Annotated in this window: 23 protein-coding genes; 11 read left to right on the forward strand and 12 right to left on the reverse strand. The window is 41.1% G+C overall.

The genetic code is table 11. The features are described from left to right. Window positions 1-153 precede the first annotated feature (153 nt). From NMM17_RS07470 to NMM17_RS07480, 3 genes are all read left to right on the forward strand, one after another. Window positions 154-1,107, forward strand: a complete 954-nt coding sequence (locus NMM17_RS07470; RefSeq protein WP_254754170.1) for a CPBP family intramembrane glutamic endopeptidase — start codon at window positions 154-156, stop codon at window positions 1,105-1,107. 76 nt (window positions 1,108-1,183) lie between these two features. Then, window positions 1,184-3,172, forward strand: coding sequence for an excinuclease ABC subunit UvrB (gene uvrB, locus NMM17_RS07475; protein ID WP_254754171.1), 1,989 nt, complete (start codon window positions 1,184-1,186; stop codon window positions 3,170-3,172). Between the two features lie 22 nt (window positions 3,173-3,194). Continuing rightward, complete coding sequence (locus NMM17_RS07480; protein ID WP_203176515.1) at window positions 3,195-3,662, forward strand: 8-oxo-dGTP diphosphatase; 468 nt, start codon at window positions 3,195-3,197, stop codon at window positions 3,660-3,662. Here the strand turns inward: NMM17_RS07480 and NMM17_RS07485 are convergent. The 5 genes from NMM17_RS07485 to coaB all read right to left on the reverse strand — a co-directional run bounded on the left by NMM17_RS07485 (window position 3,659) and on the right by coaB (window position 6,685). Then, window positions 3,659-4,174, reverse strand: a complete 516-nt coding sequence (locus tag NMM17_RS07485; RefSeq protein WP_000159186.1) for a transcription repressor NadR — start codon at window positions 4,172-4,174, stop codon at window positions 3,659-3,661. The genes NMM17_RS07480 and NMM17_RS07485 overlap by 4 nt on opposite strands. An 11-nt stretch (window positions 4,175-4,185) precedes the next feature. Then, the gene (locus NMM17_RS07490; RefSeq protein WP_254754172.1) at window positions 4,186-4,713 is read right to left on the reverse strand and encodes an ECF transporter S component; all 528 of its coding nucleotides are present in this window, start codon (window positions 4,711-4,713) and stop codon (window positions 4,186-4,188) included. A gap of 172 nt (window positions 4,714-4,885) precedes the next feature. Then, entirely contained in the window at window positions 4,886-5,449 is a 564-nt protein-coding gene (locus NMM17_RS07495; RefSeq protein ID WP_004254189.1) for an ECF transporter S component, read from the reverse strand. Then, the gene (gene coaC / locus NMM17_RS07500; RefSeq protein ID WP_004254190.1) at window positions 5,433-5,984 is read right to left on the reverse strand and encodes a phosphopantothenoylcysteine decarboxylase; all 552 of its coding nucleotides are present in this window, start codon (window positions 5,982-5,984) and stop codon (window positions 5,433-5,435) included. The genes NMM17_RS07495 and coaC overlap by 17 nt, the downstream gene beginning before the upstream one ends. A gap of 11 nt (window positions 5,985-5,995) precedes the next feature. Next, window positions 5,996-6,685 (reverse strand): phosphopantothenate--cysteine ligase, encoded by a 690-nt coding sequence (coaB, locus tag NMM17_RS07505; protein WP_254754173.1) that lies wholly within the window; start codon window positions 6,683-6,685, stop codon window positions 5,996-5,998. Between the two features lie 229 nt (window positions 6,686-6,914). Between coaB and NMM17_RS07510 the strand changes: the two genes are divergently transcribed. The 3 genes from NMM17_RS07510 (at window position 6,915) to radC (ending at window position 11,781) form a co-directional block, all read left to right on the forward strand. Further along, window positions 6,915-8,585 carry a formate--tetrahydrofolate ligase gene (locus NMM17_RS07510; RefSeq protein ID WP_000845255.1) on the forward strand — a complete coding sequence of 557 codons (1,671 nt, stop codon included), beginning with the start codon at window positions 6,915-6,917 and terminating at the stop codon, window positions 8,583-8,585. A 181-nt stretch (window positions 8,586-8,766) separates the two neighbouring features. Continuing rightward, window positions 8,767-11,058 carry a DNA helicase PcrA gene (gene pcrA / locus NMM17_RS07515; RefSeq protein ID WP_001086797.1) on the forward strand — a complete coding sequence of 764 codons (2,292 nt, stop codon included), beginning with the start codon at window positions 8,767-8,769 and terminating at the stop codon, window positions 11,056-11,058. A 42-nt stretch (window positions 11,059-11,100) separates the two neighbouring features. Then, window positions 11,101-11,781: a DNA repair protein RadC gene (radC, locus tag NMM17_RS07520; protein WP_000286928.1), complete on the forward strand. Its 681-nt coding sequence runs from the start codon at window positions 11,101-11,103 to the stop codon at window positions 11,779-11,781. Here the strand turns inward: radC and NMM17_RS07525 are convergent. From NMM17_RS07525 to NMM17_RS07555, 7 genes are all read right to left on the reverse strand, one after another. Next, complete coding sequence (locus tag NMM17_RS07525; RefSeq protein ID WP_000743349.1) at window positions 11,778-12,467, reverse strand: gamma-glutamyl-gamma-aminobutyrate hydrolase family protein; 690 nt, start codon at window positions 12,465-12,467, stop codon at window positions 11,778-11,780. The genes radC and NMM17_RS07525 overlap by 4 nt on opposite strands. 17 nt (window positions 12,468-12,484) lie before the next feature. Further along, on the reverse strand, window positions 12,485-13,126 hold the full coding sequence (locus tag NMM17_RS07530) for a redox-sensing transcriptional repressor Rex (protein ID WP_084926534.1): 642 nt from the start codon (window positions 13,124-13,126) through the stop codon (window positions 12,485-12,487). Between the two features lie 82 nt (window positions 13,127-13,208). Then, window positions 13,209-13,424 (reverse strand): DUF4649 family protein, encoded by a 216-nt coding sequence (locus NMM17_RS07535; RefSeq protein WP_049509385.1) that lies wholly within the window; start codon window positions 13,422-13,424, stop codon window positions 13,209-13,211. Window positions 13,425-13,431: 7 nt separating this feature from the next. Continuing rightward, window positions 13,432-13,779: a DUF1831 domain-containing protein gene (locus NMM17_RS07540; RefSeq protein ID WP_000863540.1), complete on the reverse strand. Its 348-nt coding sequence runs from the start codon at window positions 13,777-13,779 to the stop codon at window positions 13,432-13,434. A 4-nt stretch (window positions 13,780-13,783) separates the two neighbouring features. After that, window positions 13,784-14,899, reverse strand: a complete 1,116-nt coding sequence (locus NMM17_RS07545; RefSeq protein WP_254754174.1) for a cysteine desulfurase family protein — start codon at window positions 14,897-14,899, stop codon at window positions 13,784-13,786. 9 nt (window positions 14,900-14,908) lie between these two features. Further along, a complete protein-coding gene (locus NMM17_RS07550; protein WP_001283823.1) occupies window positions 14,909-15,868 on the reverse strand; it encodes a ribose-phosphate diphosphokinase in 960 nt (319 codons plus the stop codon). A 112-nt stretch (window positions 15,869-15,980) separates the two neighbouring features. Then, window positions 15,981-16,550, reverse strand: coding sequence for a CYTH domain-containing protein (locus tag NMM17_RS07555; protein ID WP_254754175.1), 570 nt, complete (start codon window positions 16,548-16,550; stop codon window positions 15,981-15,983). A 128-nt stretch (window positions 16,551-16,678) separates the two neighbouring features. On the opposite strand from NMM17_RS07555, the gene NMM17_RS07560 reads away from it, so the two are divergent. The 5 genes from NMM17_RS07560 (at window position 16,679) to mutY (ending at window position 21,427) form a co-directional block, all read left to right on the forward strand. Then, window positions 16,679-17,350, forward strand: a complete 672-nt coding sequence (locus NMM17_RS07560) for a GTP pyrophosphokinase family protein (protein WP_254754176.1) — start codon at window positions 16,679-16,681, stop codon at window positions 17,348-17,350. Next, window positions 17,334-18,152, forward strand: coding sequence for an NAD kinase (locus NMM17_RS07565; RefSeq protein ID WP_254754177.1), 819 nt, complete (start codon window positions 17,334-17,336; stop codon window positions 18,150-18,152). Before NMM17_RS07560 ends, NMM17_RS07565 begins: the two co-directional genes overlap by 17 nt. Next, window positions 18,149-19,045, forward strand: coding sequence for an RluA family pseudouridine synthase (locus NMM17_RS07570; RefSeq protein ID WP_254754178.1), 897 nt, complete (start codon window positions 18,149-18,151; stop codon window positions 19,043-19,045). The genes NMM17_RS07565 and NMM17_RS07570 overlap by 4 nt, the downstream gene beginning before the upstream one ends. A 43-nt stretch (window positions 19,046-19,088) precedes the next feature. Further along, window positions 19,089-20,063, forward strand: a complete 975-nt coding sequence (gene pta, locus NMM17_RS07575) for a phosphate acetyltransferase (RefSeq protein ID WP_000451571.1) — start codon at window positions 19,089-19,091, stop codon at window positions 20,061-20,063. Window positions 20,064-20,251: 188 nt separating this feature from the next. Next, window positions 20,252-21,427, forward strand: a complete 1,176-nt coding sequence (gene mutY, locus NMM17_RS07580) for an A/G-specific adenine glycosylase (protein WP_238096162.1) — start codon at window positions 20,252-20,254, stop codon at window positions 21,425-21,427. The last annotated feature ends 48 nt before the right edge of the window (window positions 21,428-21,475 follow it).

Raw genomic sequence — 21,475 nt, forward strand, 5'->3', positions numbered from 1 at the left:
TATTTTCCCATTATATCAGAAAAAACAAAAAAATGCAAATCTAGGGACTTTTATGTTAGAAGATATAACATAAAAGCTATTTATTTCTTTCTTGAACTGCTACCACAAAGTGCTATAATAATAGTATATAGTAGAAGAAAAGAGGACAGGGATATGAAGAACAAAAGAATTTTTAAAGACTTCCAAACTTCTAAAATGAGTTTAAACATTTACACAAGCCCCTTGTTAGCCTTTGCTTTTGTCTTCATAGGGGAATTTGTGGCTTATACTCTTTATGGTATTAGTTTCTTAGCTCTCATCGGACTTGCTAGAAATTTTGGAGAGGCTGGTCAAAATCTTGCAACCTACTTGCAGACCTTGCATCAGAGCTTGATGGATAAAACAAGTGACTTTCATTTAATTTTAGATTTACTGGCCTTTGGTTTTATACTCAACACTGTGTTCAGATGGACTAGAAAAGTTGAGAAAAGACCTATTCGAACTTTGGGATTTTATAGAGAGAATTTCCTCAGCAATCTCCTTAAAGGATTTGGCTTAGGTTTGGCACTTTTTCTTCTGACCTTGTTAGGTTTAGTAGCCTTGGGGCAATATCGTTTGGAATCCATTCACTTAAATCTTTACTCGCTTGTCTTTGTCATTTTTACCATTCCATTTTGGATTTTACAGGGGACAACAGAAGAAGTGGTGGCCCGTGCTTGGCTCCTTCCTCAATTGGCTTCAAGAACCAATTTAAAACTTGCTGTTCTTATATCTAGCCTATTCTTTGCTTTGCTCCATGCTGGGAATTCTGGTCTTACACCTTTATCTCTAGTGAATCTCTTTTTATTCGGAGTTGCTATGTCACTTTACCTCCTCAAAACAGATACAGTTTGGGGTGTTGCAGGTATTCATGGCGCCTGGAATTTTGCTCAGGGAAATCTTTTTGGGATTTTAGTTAGTGGTCAACCATCAGGAACGTCATTGATGACCTTTTTACCACAAGGCAATCAAGGCTGGCTATCAGGAGGATTTTTTGGGATTGAAGGTTCTATCATGACAAGTTTAGTCTTGTTACTTTTGATTGTCTATCTCGCTTACCAATTAAAGAAAGAAAATGAAAGGATGTGACTTCGGTCCGTCCTTTTCTTCGTGAAAATGCTATAAGTATGCTAAAATAGGAATAGCACATGGAGAGAGGATTCTTATGATCAATCGCATTACAGACAATCAATTTAAACTAGTATCAAAATATCAACCATCAGGAGATCAACCCCAAGCTATCAAGCAGTTGGTTGATAATATCGAGGGGGGAGAAAAAGCTCAGATTCTGATGGGGGCGACTGGAACAGGGAAGACCTATACCATGAGTCAGGTCATTTCCAAAGTCAATAAACCAACTCTGGTCATCGCCCACAATAAAACTCTAGCAGGCCAGCTCTATGGGGAGTTTAAGGAATTTTTCCCTGAAAATGCTGTTGAGTACTTCGTATCTTACTATGATTATTACCAACCTGAGGCCTATGTACCTTCAAGCGATACCTATATTGAGAAGGATAGTTCTGTCAATGACGAGATTGATAAGCTCCGACACTCAGCGACTTCAGCCCTTTTGGAGCGCAATGATGTTATTGTCGTAGCTTCAGTCTCTTGTATCTATGGTTTGGGTTCGCCCAAAGAATACGCTGATAGTGTCGTTAGTCTCCGTCCAGGTCTTGAAATTTCTCGTGATAAACTCTTAAATGACTTGGTTGATATTCAGTTTGAGCGAAATGATATTGATTTCCAACGCGGCAGATTTCGTGTACGTGGGGATGTGGTGGAGATTTTCCCAGCTTCCCGTGATGAACACGCCTTTCGAGTAGAATTTTTTGGAGACGAAATTGACCGTATCCGTGAGGTTGAGGCGCTGACAGGTCAGGTCTTGGGAGAAGTGGATCATTTAGCGATTTTCCCTGCGACTCACTTTGTGACCAATGACGACCACATGGAAGTTGCCATTGCCAAGATTCAAGCAGAATTAGAAGAGCAACTAGCTATCTTTGAGAAGGAAGGTAAATTGCTTGAAGCCCAACGTTTGAAACAGCGGACAGAGTATGATATCGAAATGTTGCGTGAGATGGGCTATACCAACGGGGTTGAGAACTATTCACGTCACATGGATGGACGGAGTGAGGGTGAGCCTCCTTACACGCTTCTCGACTTCTTCCCAGATGATTTCTTGATTATGATTGACGAGAGTCACATGACTATGGGACAAATAAAAGGTATGTATAATGGAGACCGTTCGCGTAAAGAAATGCTGGTTAATTATGGTTTCCGTTTGCCGTCAGCCTTGGACAATCGTCCTCTTCGCCGTGAAGAGTTTGAAAGTCATGTACATCAGATTGTTTACGTTTCAGCGACACCAGGTGACTATGAAAATGAACAGACCGAGACAGTGATTGAGCAAATCATTCGTCCGACAGGGCTATTGGATCCTGAGGTGGAAGTACGTCCGACAATGGGACAGATTGATGACCTCTTAGGTGAAATCAATGCCCGTGTTGAAAAGAACGAACGTACCTTTATTACCACCTTGACCAAGAAAATGGCAGAAGACTTGACCGACTACTTCAAGGAAATGGGTATCAAGGTCAAGTACATGCACTCGGATATTAAGACCTTGGAACGGACGGAGATTATCCGTGACCTGCGCTTGGGTGTCTTTGATGTCTTGGTCGGAATCAACCTGCTCCGTGAAGGGATTGACGTTCCTGAAGTGAGCCTCGTAGCGATTCTCGATGCTGACAAGGAAGGTTTCCTTCGTAACGAACGTGGTCTCATCCAGACCATTGGACGTGCTGCCCGTAACAGTGAAGGCCATGTCATCATGTATGCGGACACGGTTACCCAGTCTATGCAACGTGCCATCGATGAAACTGCCCGCCGTCGGAAAATCCAGATGGCCTATAATGAAGAACACGGTATTGTGCCTCAGACAATCAAGAAAGAAATCCGTGACCTGATTGCTGTGACCAAGGCAGTTGCTAAGGAAGAAGACAAGGAAGTTGACATCAATAGCCTCAACAAACAAGAGCGCAAAGAGCTTGTCAAGAAACTCGAAAAACAAATGCAAGAAGCAGTTGAAGTGCTTGACTTTGAACTAGCAGCTCAGATTCGTGATATGATGCTGGAAGTCAAGGCGTTGGATTAGAATATTACCTAAAGGAGAAAATATGTCCCGTTCCCAATTAACGATTTTAACAAATATTTGTCTGATCGAAGACCTCGAAACTCAGCGCGTGGTTATGCAGTATCGCTCTCCTGAAACAAATCGCTGGTCTGGTTATGCCTTTCCTGGAGGTCATGTTGAAAATGGTGAGGCTTTTGCGGAGTCTGTCATTCGTGAAATCTACGAAGAAACAGGATTGACTATCCAAAATCCTCAACTTGTCGGCATTAAAAATTGGCCACTAGATACAGGTGGGCGCTATATTGTCATTTGTTATAAGGCGACTGAGTTCTCTGGTAGCCTTCGCTCTTCAGATGAAGGAGAAGTTTCTTGGGTGCAAAAAGACCAGATTCCAAACTTGGATCTGGCCTATGATATGCTACCTTTGATGGAGATGATGGAAGCTCCGGACAAATCTGAATTTTTCTACCCTCGCCGTACAGAAGATGATTGGGAGAAGAAAATCTTCTAGTCTTTTACTAAATAACCGAGCTGATCCAAGGCCTCCTCGATATAGTGGAGGTCTTGTTGTGTTTCGGCTTCGACTAGGTGGTAATGGACACCATCTGTTAATTCAGATAAAGGTCTAAAATCAGAATGCTCGACTTGTTCTAGAAAATGTTGAACATCTCTGCGGCAAGACAGTTTAAGCAAGGTTTCAATTTCTCCATAAACGGGATGGTCAATCAAAGTATTCTGGACACGTCCTCCATTATCGACGATAGCAAGGAGTTCTTGACCGATTTCTTCAACTTCATGTTTCACCTTGAAAAGTTTATGGACATAAGGATTGGTATCAATTTGCTTATAGACGTAGCCACGATTAGTGGATAGGATAGGAGCACCATCGGCTCTCAAAATTGCAATGTCCTGCACAATGACCTGACGTGTGACATGAAAATGTTCCGCCAAACTTTGGCCATTAAGGGCTTTAGGAGCTTCTTTCAAGAGTTGGAGCAGAGCTTGTTTGCGATCTTTTGTCATAGCTTTTCCTTTTAACGGCGTTTTCGAAGCACTTTATAGACAGCTAGTGCTAATGTATAGTCTACCATACTATGGATAATTGTACCAAATCCAACTAGCACAAATAGAACATAAAACATATTTTCTACATTGGTACCAGAAGTTGCGTAAAAAAGGACACAGGCTAATACTTCAGCAAGGGCATGGACAAGCGCTAACACAAAGTTGAAAATCCAAGAGGTTTTGGAGTTTTCCAACGTTTCAGGAAATTTCTTCAAGTAAAAAGCTCCCAAAGTTCCAAAAAAGATATGTGAAAAAGCTCGAAAAACGATAACCATGGGATAGCCAGCCATCAAAAATCCAAAACTAGAGGCTATGATGACAAAGATGGCCATCAAGGGCGACAAGAACATAGCGATAAAAATAGCTATGTGGCTACCCAAAGTGTAAGAAGCAGGTGGAATGACAATCTTGAAAGGCATAACAATTGGAATCAAAATTGCAATAGCCGTCAAGAGGGCAGTCATTGTCATAAATTGTGTTTTTTTCCGCGTGTTCATAAGAATCTCCTTTTAACTGTATATACACTAGTATAGTACTATAAACAAGATAATAAAGCAAGGATTTACTTGGGTTTATAGGTCATTTTAAATTAAATATTGGTAAAGATTTCACTAAAAAAAACTGTATAGAGCAACATCTCCACCTTCAAGCTTGAAAGTGGAGATGTTTTTATTTTTTCAAAGTCTGTAGTCTTGGAACAATAGCTAGAGTAAGAATTGCGGAAATGACTAATTCGGCAATCGAATTTGTTGAGATAACGGTTGCTAGGAGTTTTTGGATATTACCATCAAAGACATTTCCAAAAAGGTAGAAAATTCCACCAAGTACAAAGACTGTGTTAGTAAGTGAACCAAGGGCACCAGCTAAAATAAGACCAGTTTTATTTTTCATCAGTTTATAAACTAGATACGGAGTTAAACCAATCAAAATACGTGGGACAATTGCAATGATAGCTGAGTAGATGTTTCCGTTTGGTACAAATGGGGAGAAGAGGTAGCTTGTCGGTAGAATCGTAATTGTATTAACCGTCAAACTAAGTAACCCCATCAAAAATCCAAGTGTAACCCCAACTCGTGGGCCGTAAATAATGCTGGCAATAATGACAGGAATATGAACGATAGTCGGTTTGATTGGGAATGGAAAAAGGTTAAAGATAAGTGAGCTCAGAAAGTGTATCACGAGCATGGTTGCAAAAAAGATAGCAATAGGTGCAATGTTAGAGCGTTTTTTCATCGAGAGTTTCCTTTATTCTTTCTAAAATAATTGTGAGGTCGGCTAAAGCTCCTCGTCCATGGTCGCCACAAGCTAGTAGGGATTCCTTAGGAGCAATCAGCTGATAGCCGTAGCTTTCTAATGTTTTCAGATTAGCCTGAGTTGCCGGATGGTCATACATTTTTGTATTCATTGCTGGTGCGATGAGTTTTGGGATATGACTTGGCAAGGCTAGAGCCGTACTGGTCACCATGTTGTCCGCAAAGCCGTGGGCTAGTTTTGCAATAGTGTTAGCAGTTGCAGGGGCCACAATAAATAAATCCGCCTTTTTTCCAAGTTCGATATGATTGACCTGATCAGGATAGGGTTCCTTCATGACATCCAAGTGGACAGGGTTCTGTGAGAGTACCTGTAGTGTCAAAGGTTGGATAAACTCTGTAGCAGCCTGAGTCATTAAAACAGTGACTTGGTGGCCTTGTTTTTTTAGAGAACTGACTAAATCTGCCGACTTGTAAGAGGCGATTGAGCCCGTTACAGCCAAGAGAATATGTGCCATAGCTTTCCTTTCTATGAATGATAGGCTTGAATTTTTTTAAGGAGGAGTTCTGCAATTTCTTCTTTAGTCTGGACTGTTTGAAGCTGATCTTTTTCAACAAAGATTGCACGATGCTGGTTTGCTGAGATTTGAGTGAGGTCATTTGCAATAATCAAGTCTGCTTGGTTATTGATAAGACTTTTTCTGGCAATCTCGATGAGATAATCCTCAGAAATATCAACCAGCAGTTTGAAACCAATCAGATGAATAGCAGGATTCCACTCCTTGACTAGAGAGATGATTTTGGGTGTCTTTTTAAGGAACAAAACTTGAACATCATCAGTTGAAGAAATCTTAGCTTGATGATTTTGCTTGCTTAAAAATTCTTCTAGATTAGAGCTAGCCTGAACTTCCTCCAGCCCTGTCATATAAACAGGAGTGTAGTCGGATACCGCCATTGAGTGAATCAAGACCTGATAATCCTGAACACGTTCTTGCATTTCCAGTAGAAGGTCCTTGGTATTGTTAATTTCTCGAATACTTAGGTTGGGATGGGATTCTGGTTTCAAAGCTCTTTTTGTCGTTATTAAACAAACTTCATGCCCTGCAGCAAGCAGGGTTTCTGTGATGATTTTCCCCAAACGACCGGTAGAATGGTTAGTGATAGAGCGGACGCTATCGATGGCTTCACTGGTACCGCCCGATGTAACTAAAATTTTCATAGCACTATTGTACACAAAAATAAACGGTAAGTAAAATGAAAGCGATAAATTTTTGGTAAAAACGAAGATTTACTATAGTTTCAAACTATAAAGCCATATAAAATTTAAGAAAGGACTCTAAAAACCTTAAAAACAGGGATATTTACGAACGTTTAGAGAGTTTTAGGATGTTAAAAATCTTGTTTTGTGTTATAATGAGTTATCATATAAGAGGTTAGAGGAGTTTTGAATGAAAACAGATATTGAAATCGCACAGAGTATTGAGCTAAAGCCAATTGTTGATGTTGTAGAGAAACTTGGTATTTCTTACGACGATTTGGAGTTGTACGGAAAGTACAAGGCTAAGCTCAGCTTTGATAAAATTCGTGCAGTTGAGAGCAATCCAGTTGGAAAATTGATTCTGGTTACTGCCATCAATCCAACACCTGCAGGTGAAGGAAAATCAACTATTACCATTGGTCTTGCGGATGCCTTGAACAAGATTGGCAAGAAAACAATGATTGCTATTCGCGAACCATCTCTTGGTCCAGTAATGGGTATCAAGGGTGGTGCCGCTGGTGGTGGTTACGCTCAAGTTCTGCCAATGGAAGACATCAACCTTCACTTCACTGGAGACATGCATGCCATTACGACTGCCAACAATGCGCTTTCTGCCTTGATTGACAACCACTTGCACCAAGGGAATGAGTTGGGAATTGACCAACGTCGTATCCTTTGGAAACGTGTTGTGGACTTGAACGACCGTGCTCTTCGCCATGTAACAGTTGGGCTTGGTGGCCCTCTAAATGGTATTCCACGTGAGGATGGCTTTGACATTACAGTTGCTTCAGAGATCATGGCAATTCTTTGCTTGGCAACAGACATCGAGGACTTGAAACGCCGTTTGGCGAATATCGTTATTGGTTATCGTTATGACCGTACTCCAGTTTCTGTTGGTGATTTGCAGGTTGAAGGTGCTTTAGCATTGATCTTGAAGGACGCTATTAAGCCAAACTTGGTTCAGACAATTTACGGAACTCCTGCCTTTGTACACGGTGGTCCATTTGCCAATATTGCTCATGGATGTAATTCAGTTTTGGCAACAAGCACAGCCCTTCACTTGGCTGATTACACAGTTACTGAAGCTGGTTTTGGTGCAGACCTTGGTGCTGAGAAATTCCTTGATATTAAGACACCAAACTTGCCAACATCTCCAGATGCAGTTGTCATTGTTGCAACCCTTCGTGCCCTTAAGATGAATGGTGGTGTGGCTAAAGACGCTCTGACTGAAGAAAACGTAGAAGCTGTTCGTACCGGTTTTGCCAACTTGAAACGCCATGTTGAGAACATCCGTAAGTTCGGTATTCCAGCAGTTGTAGCTATTAACGAATTTGTATCTGATACAGAAGCTGAAATTGCAGCCTTGAAAGAACTCTGTGCTTCAATCGATGTACCAGTTGAGTTGGCTAGTGTCTGGGCTGATGGTGCAGAAGGTGGAGTAGCGCTTGCCGAAACAGTTGCTAAGACTATCTCTGAAAATCCAGCTAACTATAAACGTTTGTATGACAACGACCTTTCTGTTCAAGAAAAGATTGAAAAGATTGTTACTGAAATCTACCGTGGTAGCAAAGTAAACTTTGAGAAGAAAGCTCAAACACAAATCGCTCAAATCGTTCAAAACGGATGGGACAAATTACCAATCTGTATGGCTAAGACCCAGTATAGCTTCTCAGACAATCCAAATGCACTTGGAGCACCTGAAAACTTTGAAATTACCATTCGCGAATTGGTGCCAAAATTAGGTGCAGGCTTCATCGTTGCCTTAACTGGCGATGTCATGACCATGCCAGGACTTCCAAAACGACCAGCAGCCCTCAACATGGATGTTGAAAGCGATGGAACCGTTCTAGGCTTGTTCTAATAGTTTAATTGAATTCAAATGAGTTTGGAAATACTATCCAAGCTCATTTTTTATCTAGATATAAGGCCTTGTCTTCAGCTGATGAGAGAGTTGTTTACTAGTCGTAACCGGTCTAGGTAAAGATATTTTCCCTGATTTCTGATATAATAGAAATATTGACTTCAAGAGTAAGGAAGAGAAGATGAACTCATTATTAAATGGAATGAATGACCGTCAGGCTGAGGCGGTACAAACGACAGAAGGCCCCTTGTTAATCATGGCAGGGGCAGGGTCTGGAAAGACCCGTGTTTTGACCCACCGCATAGCTTATTTGATTGATGAAAAGCTGGTCAATCCTTGGAATATCTTGGCCATTACCTTTACCAACAAGGCTGCACGTGAGATGAAAGAGCGTGCTTATAACCTTAATCCAGCCACTCAGGACTGTTTGATTGCGACCTTCCACTCCATGTGTGTTCGTATTTTGCGTCGTGATGCGGACCATATTGGCTACAACCGCAATTTTACTATTGTAGATCCAGGGGAGCAGCGAACTCTTATGAAACGCATTCTAAAGCAGTTGAATTTGGATCCTAAAAAATGGAATGAACGGAGTATCTTAGGGACTATTTCAAATGCTAAGAATGATTTGATTGATGATGTGGCTTATGCTGCTCAAGCTGGAGATATGTACACGCAAATCGTGGCGCAGTGTTACACTGCTTACCAAAAAGAGCTTCGTCAGTCTGAGTCGGTTGACTTTGATGACTTGATTATGCTGACCTTGCGTCTCTTTGATCAAAATCCTGATGTCTTGACCTACTACCAGCAAAAGTTCCAATACATCCACGTTGATGAGTACCAAGATACCAACCATGCCCAGTACCAACTGGTCAAACTCTTGGCCTCCCGTTTTAAAAATATCTGTGTGGTTGGGGATGCAGACCAGTCTATCTATGGTTGGCGTGGTGCTGATATGCAGAATATCTTAGATTTTGAGAAAGATTATCCTCAAGCCAAGGTTGTTTTGTTAGAAGAAAATTATCGCTCTACGAAGACTATTCTTCAAGCAGCTAATGAAGTTATTAAAAACAATAAAAATCGTCGTCCTAAAAATCTCTGGACCCAGAATGCAGATGGGGAGCAAATCGTTTACTATCGTGCCAATGATGAACTAGATGAGGCTGTATTTGTGGCTAAAACTATTGATGAACTTGGTCGCAGTCAAAACTTCCTTCACAAGGATTTTGCAGTTCTCTATCGTACAAACGCCCAGTCTCGTACTATTGAGGAAGCCCTGCTCAAGTCAAACATCCCTTATACCATGGTTGGAGGAACAAAGTTCTACAGCCGTAAAGAAATTCGTGATATTATCGCTTATCTTAACCTCATTGCAAATTTGAGTGACAATATCAGTTTTGAGCGCATTATCAACGAACCGAAGCGTGGAATTGGCCCAGGCACTGTTGAGAAAATCCGTGATTTTGCGAATATGCAGGACATGTCTATGCTAGATGCTTCTGCCAATATTATGTTGTCTGGTATCAAGGGTAAAGCAGCCCAGTCTATCTGGGATTTTGCCAATATGATTCTGGATTTGCGAGAGCAATTGGACCGCTTAAGCATTACTGAGTTGGTTGAGGCGGTTCTAGAAAAAACAGGTTACGTCGATATTCTTAATGCCCAAGCGACTCTAGAAAGCAAAGCTCGAGTTGAAAATATCGAAGAGTTCCTTTCTGTTACAAAAAACTTTGATGACACCTCTGATGGGCCAGAAGAAGAAACTGGTCTGGACAAACTGAGTCGTTTCTTAAATGACTTGGCCTTGATTGCCGACACAGATTCAGGTAGTCAGGAGACATCAGAAGTTACCCTGATGACCCTGCATGCTTCCAAAGGTCTTGAGTTTCCAGTTGTCTTTTTGATTGGGATGGAAGAAAATGTCTTTCCGCTTAGTCGTGCCGCTGAAGATCCAGATGAATTAGAAGAAGAACGCCGTCTGGCCTATGTAGGAATTACGCGTGCAGAGAAAATACTCTATCTGACCAATGCTAATTCGCGCCTGCTTTTTGGTCGTACCAACTACAACCGTCCGACTCGTTTTATTAACGAAATCAGTTCAGATTTGCTTGAGTATCAAGGTCTGGCCCGTCCTGCAAATACAAGCTTTAAAGCATCTTATAGCAGTGGTGGGATTGCCTTTGGTCAAGGTATGAGTCTTGCCCAGGCCCTTCAAGACCGTAAACGCAGTGCTGCCCCAAAATCTATCCAGTCAAGCGGTCTTCCATTTGGTCAATTTACAGCTGGAGCAAAATCAGCGTCTAGCGAGGCAAATTGGTCCATTGGTGACATTGCTCTCCACAAGAAATGGGGAGAGGGAACTGTTTTGGAAGTTTCAGGAAGCGGTGCTACGCAGGAATTAAAAATCAATTTCCCAGAAGTAGGTTTGAAAAAACTTTTAGCCAGTGTGGCTCCAATTGAGAAAAAAATCTAATTTTCCATCCTTCTCACGAATAATAAAGTGAGGAGGATTTTTATGTATAGTATTTCATTTCAAGAAGATTCACTATTACCAAGAGAAAGACTGGCCAAGGAAGGAGTAGAAGCGCTCAGTAATCAAGAGTTGCTAGCTATTTTACTCAGGACAGGAACACGTCAAGCTAGCGTTTTTGAAATTGCCCAGAAAGTCTTGAGCAATCTTTCAAGCCTAACTGATTTGAAAAAAATGACCCTGCAGGAGTTGCAGAGTCTATCTGGTATCGGGCGTGTTAAGGCCATAGAATTACAAGCTATGATTGAGCTAGGTCATCGTATTCACAAACATGAGACCCTTGAGATGGAAAGTATTCTCAGCAGTCAAAAGTTGGCCAAGAAGATGCAGCAGGAGTTGGGACATAAAAAACAAGAGCACCTAGTGGCGCTCTATCTCAATACTCAAAATCAAATCATCCATCAACAGACCATTTTTATTGGTTCTGCCACTCGTAGTATCGCTGAACCGCGAGAGATTCTTCACTATGCCATCAAGCATATGGCGACTTCTCTTATCTTGGTTCATAATCATCCTTCAGGAGCAGTAGCGCCTAGCCGAAATGATGATCATGTCACTAAACTAGTCAAAGAAGCCTGTGAACTGATGGGGATTGTCCTCTTGGACCATTTGATTGTCTCTCATTCTAGTTACTTTAGTTATCGTGAAAAAACAGATTTAATTTAAAGTTCATTAACGACATAGTCAAAGAGTTTTTTATCTTTGGGACGATTTTCAAAAAGAAATTCTGGATGCCATTGAACACCGAGAAAGGCAACATCATTCGTGCTCATAACAGCTTCAATAATGCCATCTTTGGGATCGTGAGCCACAACTTTTAAGTTGGGGGCCAAATCCTTGATGCTCTGATGGTGGAAGGAGTTGATATGGGAAATTTCCCCATAGATTGCTCGGAGAACAGTATCTGGTTCTGTTACTAAGCGTTGAGTTGTGTACTCGGCAGAACAATCTTGCCAGTGGTCTTCGATATCTTGATACAAAGTTCCACCCATGGCAACGTTAAAGAGTTGAGTCCCACGACAGACGGAGAAAATAGGCTTTTTCTGTTTAATAGCTTCCTTGATGAGGGCTAGTTCAAAGATATCTCTTTGAAGATGGTAGTCATCACTATCGATAGTTTTTGGTTCACCATAGAATTTTGGATCAACATTTTGCCCACCCGTTAAGATGAGCTTGTCAATCATACTGATATAGTGGCAGGCCATTTCTTGATCACCAATCGGTAGGATGATGGGAATCCCTCCAGCGTCTTTAACGCCTTCAACAAAGCCTTTTGCTGCGTAGCTCATCATGATGTTATCATCTGGATGAGTTTTTTCGTTTCCTGTAATCCCAATAACTGGTTTTTTCATAAAATGATGTTCGCTTTCTAATCCTCTCTTCGCATGAAATAGAGGAGGGTTTGGAGTTCGCTTGTCAAATCGACATACTGAACGACCACGTCTTTTGGTAAATGTAGATGGACTGGTGAAAAACTGAGAATTCCTTTCACGCCAGCATCCACCAAGAGATTAGCAACCTCTTGTGACTTAACGCTGGGAACGGTCAGGATAGCAGTCTTCACGTCAGCATCCTTGATTTTTTCCTTGATTTGAGAAATCCCGTAAATGGGAATCCCGTCAGGAGTTTGGGTACCGACCTCAGGATGGTCATCTAGGTCAAAGGCCATGATAATCTTCATCTTGTTACGTTCGTGGAAGCGGTAGTGGAGAAGGGCATGGCCCATATTTCCAATACCTACCAGCATGACATTGGTGATGGAGTTATCGTTAAGCAAATCGGCAAAAAATGTCATCAGTTTTTTGACATCATAGCCAAATCCACGCCGACCTAGTTCACCAAAATAGGAAAAATCACGACGAACTGTCGCTGAATCAATACCGATGGCCTCTGCAATTTGTTTAGAGTTGGCACGTTCAATCTTTTCTGCATGAAATCTCTTAAAAATTCGATAGTAGAGAGAGAGTCTTTTTGCTGTAGCTTTCGGAATAGCAGACTGTTTATCTTTCACAAAATCACAACCTTTCTATTCTTCTATTTTATAGAAACATTGTGAAAAAATCAACAAAAATAAGAAAAAACTAAGAAAAATCTTAGTTTTGATGTAAAAAATCTGCATGTGATAGAAAACGGTAGAGGTCTCCGACCAGTCCTTGGTAAACTTCCCGCCCTTTAAAGGTCAAAGAAGTTACATAAAGTGTATCTGGCAGAGTCACACATCCTGACAGAGCAAGCATGAGAGCCTCGTAATCCTCATACTTGAGAGTGCGCTCTACATGATAGCTGTCCTTATAGGTCAGTTCAAACATATGGGACCTATCTTTCCGATTTTGTAAAGACACCACGTTCTACTAAACTATCCATGAGGAAGTAGAATTTTTCCTGATGAATGTGGTGGTCTTCTGATTTGAAAATATCAACCAGACGAAGACCAAACTTGTCAGTGATATTGATTTTAGCTCCTGTAAGTTCCTTGTTAATGATGATTTTGAGTTGGAATCCCTCACCGCTGTTCGGAACTTTTTCCAAAAGGCGAGTCAATTCATAGTTACCAACCTTAGTCTCAAAAAAGGTATTGTCCTTAAGGGTGAATTTTTTAACAGAAGGGCTAAGAGTGTAGTCGTAACGACAATTTTTTAACTGAATGGTTTTTTCAAATGCCATATGGCTAACCTCCGATAATTTCTTTTAAGGTTTTTGCGAGGGTTTGTAGGTCTTCAACAGTATTTTGTGGCGACAAACTGATACGAACGGATTCCTTCAAGCGTTCTGAATTTGCTCCGTACATAGCTTCAAGAACATGGCTGGATTGGACAATGCCTGCAGTGCAGGCTGAGCCAGTAGAGATTGAAATTCCAGCCAAATCTAGACGAAGGAGTAAGAGGTCATTTTTCTGGCCAGGAAATCCAATATTGAGAACATAAGGGAGATGGTGTTCGCCTCTATTCAGGTAATACTGAACTCCCTCTAGCTCTGCAAGAAAGGCAGTTTCTAGATTTTGTACATGTTGAAAATGTTCTTCTTGTTTTTCTAGGTCCTCTTTTAGGGCTGCAACCATGCCTACGATGGCAGCTAGATTTTCAGTCCCTGCACGTTTTTTCTGTTCTTGGTCACCACCATGTAGATAGGAATCAAAATCCATGCTAGAAGCGTAGAGAAAACCGACTCCCTTGGGACCATGGAATTTATGGGCAGAAGCAGTGAGAAAATCAATGCCCAATTCTTCTGGGTGTATAGGGACTTTACCAATAGCCTGAACTGCATCGACATGATAGGCAGCAGGGTGTTGCTTGAGTATTTGGCCGATTTCAGCAATGGGCAATAGGTTTCCTGTCTCATTATTAGCAAACATGGTAGAAACCAAAATCGTATCGTCACGTAAAACCTTTTGAATTTGTTGAGCTGTGATTTCTTGATTTTCTGGCTGGATAATTGTTACTTCAAAACCGAAGTATTGAACCAAGTAATCAATGGTTTCAAGGACGGCATGGTGCTCAATGGCAGTTGTGATGATATGTTTTCCTTGCTCTTGGTGACGAAGGCAGTAGCCAATGATGGCAGTATTGTTGCCTTCTGTCCCACCAGAAGTGAAAAAGATATGTTGAGGTTTTGTCCCCAGTAACTGGGCTAGTTCCTGACGGGCTTCTCGCAAGAGTTTGCCAGCTTGCCGACCATGACCATGAATACTAGATGGATTGCCATGGGTTTCTTGCATAACCTTGGTCATCGCTGAAATAGCAACTGCTGACATAGGAGTCGTTGCAGCATTGTCCAAATAAATCAAAGAATCACCTTATTTCTTTTTGTTGTAAGCAAAGAGTGGGCTGACTGGTTTTCTTTCGTGGATACGGACGATGGCATCACCAATTAACTCACTAGCAGTGATGTAGCATACGTTTTTAGGAGTTTTTTCTTTTGTTGCTACTGAATCAGTTACAAGAATTTCCTTAATATTAGTATTGTCAAGAAGTTCAGCAGCTCCCTCAACGAAGAGACCATGACTAGAAACAGCATAAATTTCTGTAGCCCCTTCACGTTCAACGATTTTAGCAGCTTCAGAGAAGGTACGTCCTGTATTTAAAATATCGTCAATCAAGATAGCTTTCTTACCTTCAACATCACCGATAATATAACCTTCGTTACGAGTTGCATCGTCTTGAGGGTAGTCGATAATGGCGATAGGAGCATCAAGATACTCAGCCAAGCTACGAGCACGTTTCACACCTGAATTTTTAGGGCTAACCACGACAACATCTGAACCGAGTAGGCCCTTATCGCAGTAATGTTTTGCAAATAGGGGAACTGTGTAGAGGTTGTCAACAGGAATATCAAAGAAGCCTTGCACCTGAACAGCATGCAAATCAAGCGTAAGGACACGGTCAACACCAGCCTTAACCAGCATATTAGCAACTAGTTTTGCTGTAAGTGGTTCACGTGGTGAAGCAATGCGGTCTTGACGTGCATAGCCAAAATATGGAAGGACAACGTTGATACTGTGGGCACTTGCGCGCACACAAGCATCTACCATGATTAACAATTCCATTAGGTGGTTGTTAACAGGGAAACTTGTTGATTGGATGATGTAAACATCATAACCACGGACACTTTCTTCGATATTTACTTGGATTTCTCCGTCTGAAAATTGACGTGATGATAGTTTTCCAAGTGGGACACCAACAGCTTGTGCAATTTTCTGTGCAATCTCTTGGTTAGAGTTGAGTGCGAAAAGTTTCATGTTTTTTCTATCTGACATTATAGACCGTCCTCTGTAAACTTTATAAATCCTAGTTATATTTGCCTTACATATATGAACTGGGATTTGTGTATTTTTATCTTTTCTATTTTATCAAAAAATAGAGATTATTTCAGCTATTTTTCATGCTTTTGACAAATCGGACCAATTTTGAGGGAGCTTTTTGGTAGGAAATCTGATTATCCTCTAAAAATTGTTGGAAATCCTGTTTGCCTTGCTCGTGATTTTCCACTTCAAGCTCTAATTCGTAATCTGTAATATCAAAGTACTGACTCTCATCCAGTGCCATGAGACCAATAGCTGTTTGCATTTCATAGCGAAGCGTTGTGAGACAACCAAGCACATGCCACTCACTAGTTTGGATACCATGTTTCGCTAATTCATCAAGAACCAGCCCCTGAGGAAGTTCTTCCTTGATCAGATAGTTTTCAGCATCTTTTAGTTGCAATTTTTGGTTGTATTCCATGTTTCCAACACTTTGCGGGACTTTGAGTGTCAATTCTGCCCAGTCTTCAAAGGTTCGAATGCGCATAGCGACTTTCTTTTCTCGCAGTTCAAAATCAGGCGTGTCGATGTAGTAATTTTTTTGAAGAACAGGAGTGACACCTGTGAACTGGTCTTTTAGACGATTGTATTCATCTTTTTTCAATAGTGTTTTCAATTCAATTTCTAAATGTTTCAATTTTCTTACCTTTTCTTTATCAATGAAAGCGGATTTATGGTATAATAAGCATTGTATTTATTGTATATGAATCTGGAGAAAAAATCAAAGATATTTTTGAAGGATAATATGAGAACAAGGGAGAATATATGACCTTAGAATGGGAAGAATTTCTAGATCCTTACATTCAAGCTGTTGGTGAGTTAAAAATTAAACTTCGTGGTATTCGTAAGCAATATCGTAAACAAAATAAGCATTCTCCGATTGAGTTTGTGACTGGTCGAGTCAAGCCAATTGAGAGCATCAAGGAAAAAATGGCTCGTCGTGGCATTACTTATGCGACCTTAGAACCCGATTTGCAGGATATTGCTGGTTTGCGTGTGATGGTCCAGTTTGTAGATGACGTCCAAGAAGTTGTGGCTATTTTGCGTAAACGTCAGGATATGCGGATCATACAGGAGCGCGATTACATTACTCATCGAAAGGCTTCGGGCTACCGTTCCTACCATGTGGTAGTAGAATATACGGTTGACACCATCAATGGAGCCAAGACCATTTTAGCAGAAATTCAAATTCGTACCTTGGCTATGAATTTTTGGGCAACGATAGAACATTCTCTCAACTACAAGTACCAAGGGGATTTCCCAGAGGAGATAAAGAAGCGACTGGAAATCACGGCCAAGATTGCTCATCAGTTGGATGAAGAAATGGGTAAAATTCGTGATGATATTCAAGAAGCTCAGGCCCTTTTTGATCCTTTGAGCAGAAAATTAAATGATGGTGTAGGGAACAGTGACGATACAGATGAAGAATACAGGTAAACGAATTGACCTGATAGCTAATAGAAAACCACAGAGTCAAAGGGTTTTGTATGAATTGCGAGATCGTTTGAAGAGAAATCAGTTTATACTCAATGATACCAATCCAGATATCGTTATTTCCATTGGTGGGGATGGCATGCTTTTGTCGGCCTTTCATAAGTACGAAAATCAACTTGATAAGGTCCGCTTTATCGGAGTTCATACTGGACATTTGGGCTTCTATACGGACTACCGTGATTTTGAGTTGGACAAGCTAGTGACTAATTTGCAACTAGATACCGGAGCAAGAGTCTCTTACCCTGTTCTGAATGTGAAGGTCTTTCTTGAAAATGGTGAAGTTAAGATTTTCAGAGCACTAAATGAAGCCAGTATCCGCAGGTCTGATCGAACCATGGTGGCGGATGTTGTGATTAACGGTGTCCACTTTGAACGTTTTCGTGGAGATGGGCTGACAGTTTCGACACCGACTGGTAGTACAGCCTATAACAAATCACTTGGCGGAGCTGTTTTACACCCAACCATTGAAGCTTTACAATTAACGGAAATTGCTAGCCTTAATAATCGTGTCTATCGAACCCTGGGCTCTTCCATTATTGTTCCTAAGAAGGATAAGATTGAACTCATTCCAACGAGAAACGATTACCATACTATTTCGGTTGACAATAGCGTGTATTCTTTCCGTAATATTGGGCGTATTGAGTATCAAATCGACCATCATAAGATTCACTTTGTCGCATCACCTAGCCATACCAGTTTCTGGAACCGCGTTAAGGATGCTTTTATCGGCGAGGTGGATGAATGAGGTTTGAATTTATCGCAGATGAACATGTCAAGGTTAAGACCTTTTTGAAAAAGCATGAGGTTTCTAAGGGGCTTCTGGCCAAGATTAAGTTTCGAGGTGGAGCTATTCTGGTCAATGATCAACCACAAAATGCAACCTATCTATTGGATATTGGAGACCTTGTTATCATCGATATTCCTGCTGAGGAAGGTTTTGAAACTCTAGAAGCTATCGAGAGACCATTAGACATTCTCTATGAGGATGATCATTTTCTAGTTTTAAATAAACCCTATGGAGTGGCTTCTATTCCTAGTGTCAATCACTCCAATACCATTGCCAATTTTATCAAGGGTTACTACGTCAAGCAAAAATATGAAAATCAGCAGGTTCACATTGTAACTAGACTTGATAGAGATACTTCTGGCTTGATGCTCTTTGCTAAGCACGGCTATGCCCATGCACGATTAGACAAGCAGTTGCAGAAGAAATCTATCGAGAAACGCTACTTTGCCTTAGTTAAAGGTGATGGATATTTGGAATCAAAGGGTGAAATTATTGCTCCGATTGCGCGTGATGAAGACTCTATTATTACCAGACGCGTAGCTAAAGGTGGAAAGTATGCTCATACTTCTTACAAGATTGTAGCATCTTATGGGAATATTCATTTGGTAGACATTCGCCTGCACACTGGTCGAACCCACCAAATCCGAGTCCATTTTTCTCATATTGGTTTTCCTTTGTTGGGAGATGACTTGTACGGTGGTAGTCTAGACGATGGAATTCAGCGCCAGGCCCTACATTGTCATTCCTTAACTTTTTATCATCCATTTTTAGAGCAAGACTTGCAGTTAGAAAGTCCCTTGCCGAATGATTTTAGCAACCTTATTACCCAGTTATCAACTAATACTCTATAAAAACAGTTTCAGAGTATAATTATTATCTAAAAGGAGAAAACTCATGGAAGTTTTTGAAAGTCTCAAAGCCAACTTGGTTGGTAAAAATGCTCGTATCGTTCTCCCTGAAGGGGAAGAACCTCGTATTCTTCAAGCGACTAAACGCCTGGTAAAAGAAACAGAAGTGATTCCTGTTTTGCTTGGAAATCCTGAAAAAATTAAAATTTATCTTGAAATCGAAGGTATTGAGGACGGTTATGAAGTCATCGACCCTCAACACTACGATAAATTTGAAGAAATGGTTGCTGCTTTAGTGGAGCGTCGCAAGGGCAAAATGTCTGAAGAAGATGCACGCAAGGTTTTGGTTGAAGATGTCAACTATTTTGGTGTTATGTTGGTTTACTTGGGCTTGGTTGATGGAATGGTGTCAGGAGCGATTCACTCAACAGCTTCAACAGTTCGTCCAGCTCTTCAAATCATCAAAACTCGTCCAAATGTAACTCGTACTTCAGGTGCCTTCCTCATGGTTCGTGGTACGGAGCGTTACCTCTTTGGGGACTGTGCCATCAATATCAATCCAGACGCTGAAGCCTTGGCTGAAATTGCAATCAACTCAGCAATTACAGCTAAGATGTTTGGAATCGAGCCTAAAATTGCTATGCTAAGCTATTCTACTAAAGGTTCAGGATTTGGAGAAAGCGTTGATAAGGTTGTTGAAGCAACTAAAATTGCTCACGACTTGCGCCCTGACCTTGAAATCGATGGTGAGTTGCAATTTGATGCAGCCTTTGTTCCTGAAACTGCAGCTTTGAAAGCTCCTGGAAGTACAGTAGCTGGTCAAGCAAATGTCTTCATCTTCCCAGGTATCGAGGCAGGAAATATCGGCTACAAGATGGCCGAACGTCTCGGTGGTTTTGCGGCTGTTGGTCCTGTTTTGCAAGGTTTGAACAAGCCAGTTAACGACCTTTCTCGTGGATGTAATGCTGATGATGTTTACAAGTTAACACTTATCACAGCAGCCCAGGCAGTTCATCAATAAGATTTAGTCCTCTTTCCCTTGGGAAGAGGCTTTTTATACTCAATGAAAATCAAAGAGCAAACTAGGAAACTAGCCGCAGGCTGTACTTGAGTACGGCAAGGCGACGTTGACGTGGTTTGAATTTGATTTTCGAAGAGTACTAATACTAGGAAAAGGACAGTTAGAATCTTCTGTGTTATACTAGAAATATGTTAGATTTGAAAGAATACGGTATCGTCATGTGGCCAGAGGAGAAGATTGTTTCTTTTCGTGAGAAACTTCTTTCCTGGTATGATGAAAACAAAAGAGATTTACCGTGGCGTAGAAGTAAAAATCCTTATCATATATGGGTGTCTGAAATTATGCTCCAGCAGACTAGGGTGGATACGGTTATTCCCTATTACGAACGATTCTTGGACTGGTTTCCAACAGTGGAAAGTTTGGCAACTGCCCCTGAAGAACGTTTGTTGAAGGCTTGGGAAGGTTTGGGTTATTATTCTCGAGTTCGTAATATGCAGGCTGCAGCTCAGCAGATTATGGCTGACTTTGGTGGTCAATTTCCAAACACCTATGAAGGAATTTCCAGCTTGAAAGGAATTGGACCTTACACAGCAGGAGCGATTTCCAGTATTGCTTTTAACTTGCCTGAGCCAGCTGTAGATGGTAATGTCATGCGAGTGCTGGCACGTCTGTTTGAAGTTAATCATGATATCGGAATTCCTAGCAATCGCAAAATTTTTCAGGCAATGATGGAAATCTTGATTGACCCAGAAAGGCCTGGTGACTTTAATCAAGCCTTGATGGACTTGGGCTCAGATATTGAGGCACCTGTAAATCCCAGACCAGAAGAAAGCCCAATTAAGGACTTTAGTGCAGCATATCAGAATGGAACCATGAACCGTTATCCAATCAAGGCTCCAAAGAAAAAGCCTGTTCCTATTTATCTTAAAGCCTTAGTTGTGAACAATTCTCAGGGACAATTTTTACTTGAAAAGAATGAAAGTGAAAAGCTATTGGCAGGTTTTTGGCATTTCCCACTGGTAGAAGTAGGTGACTTTTCGCAAGAGGAGCAGTTTGACCTCTTCCATCAGGTTGCAGAAGAAAGTGTGAATTTTGGACCCAGTCCAGAAGAGAGTTTCCAGCAGGACTATGACCTAGATGTTGATTGGCTTGATATTTATTTTGACACTGTTAAGCATGTCTTTAGTCATCGCAAGTGGCATGTTCAAATTGTAGCAGGTCAGGTGACTGACTTCCAGGATTTTTCAGATAGGGAAGTTCGCTGGCTTTCACCAGAAGAGTTCAAGGATGTTCCACTTGCCAAACCCCAACAAAAAATCTGGCAGGCTTATGCACAAGCTAAGTTAGACAGTAGCAAAGACTAGCTATTGTGTTTTCTTGTTATTTTTTTGATATAATAGTAGAGAAAAAGG

The organism is Streptococcus sp. CF7_Ac1-12, from assembly GCF_024295905.1.
Lineage (GTDB): Bacteria > Bacillota > Bacilli > Lactobacillales > Streptococcaceae > Streptococcus > Streptococcus mitis_AP.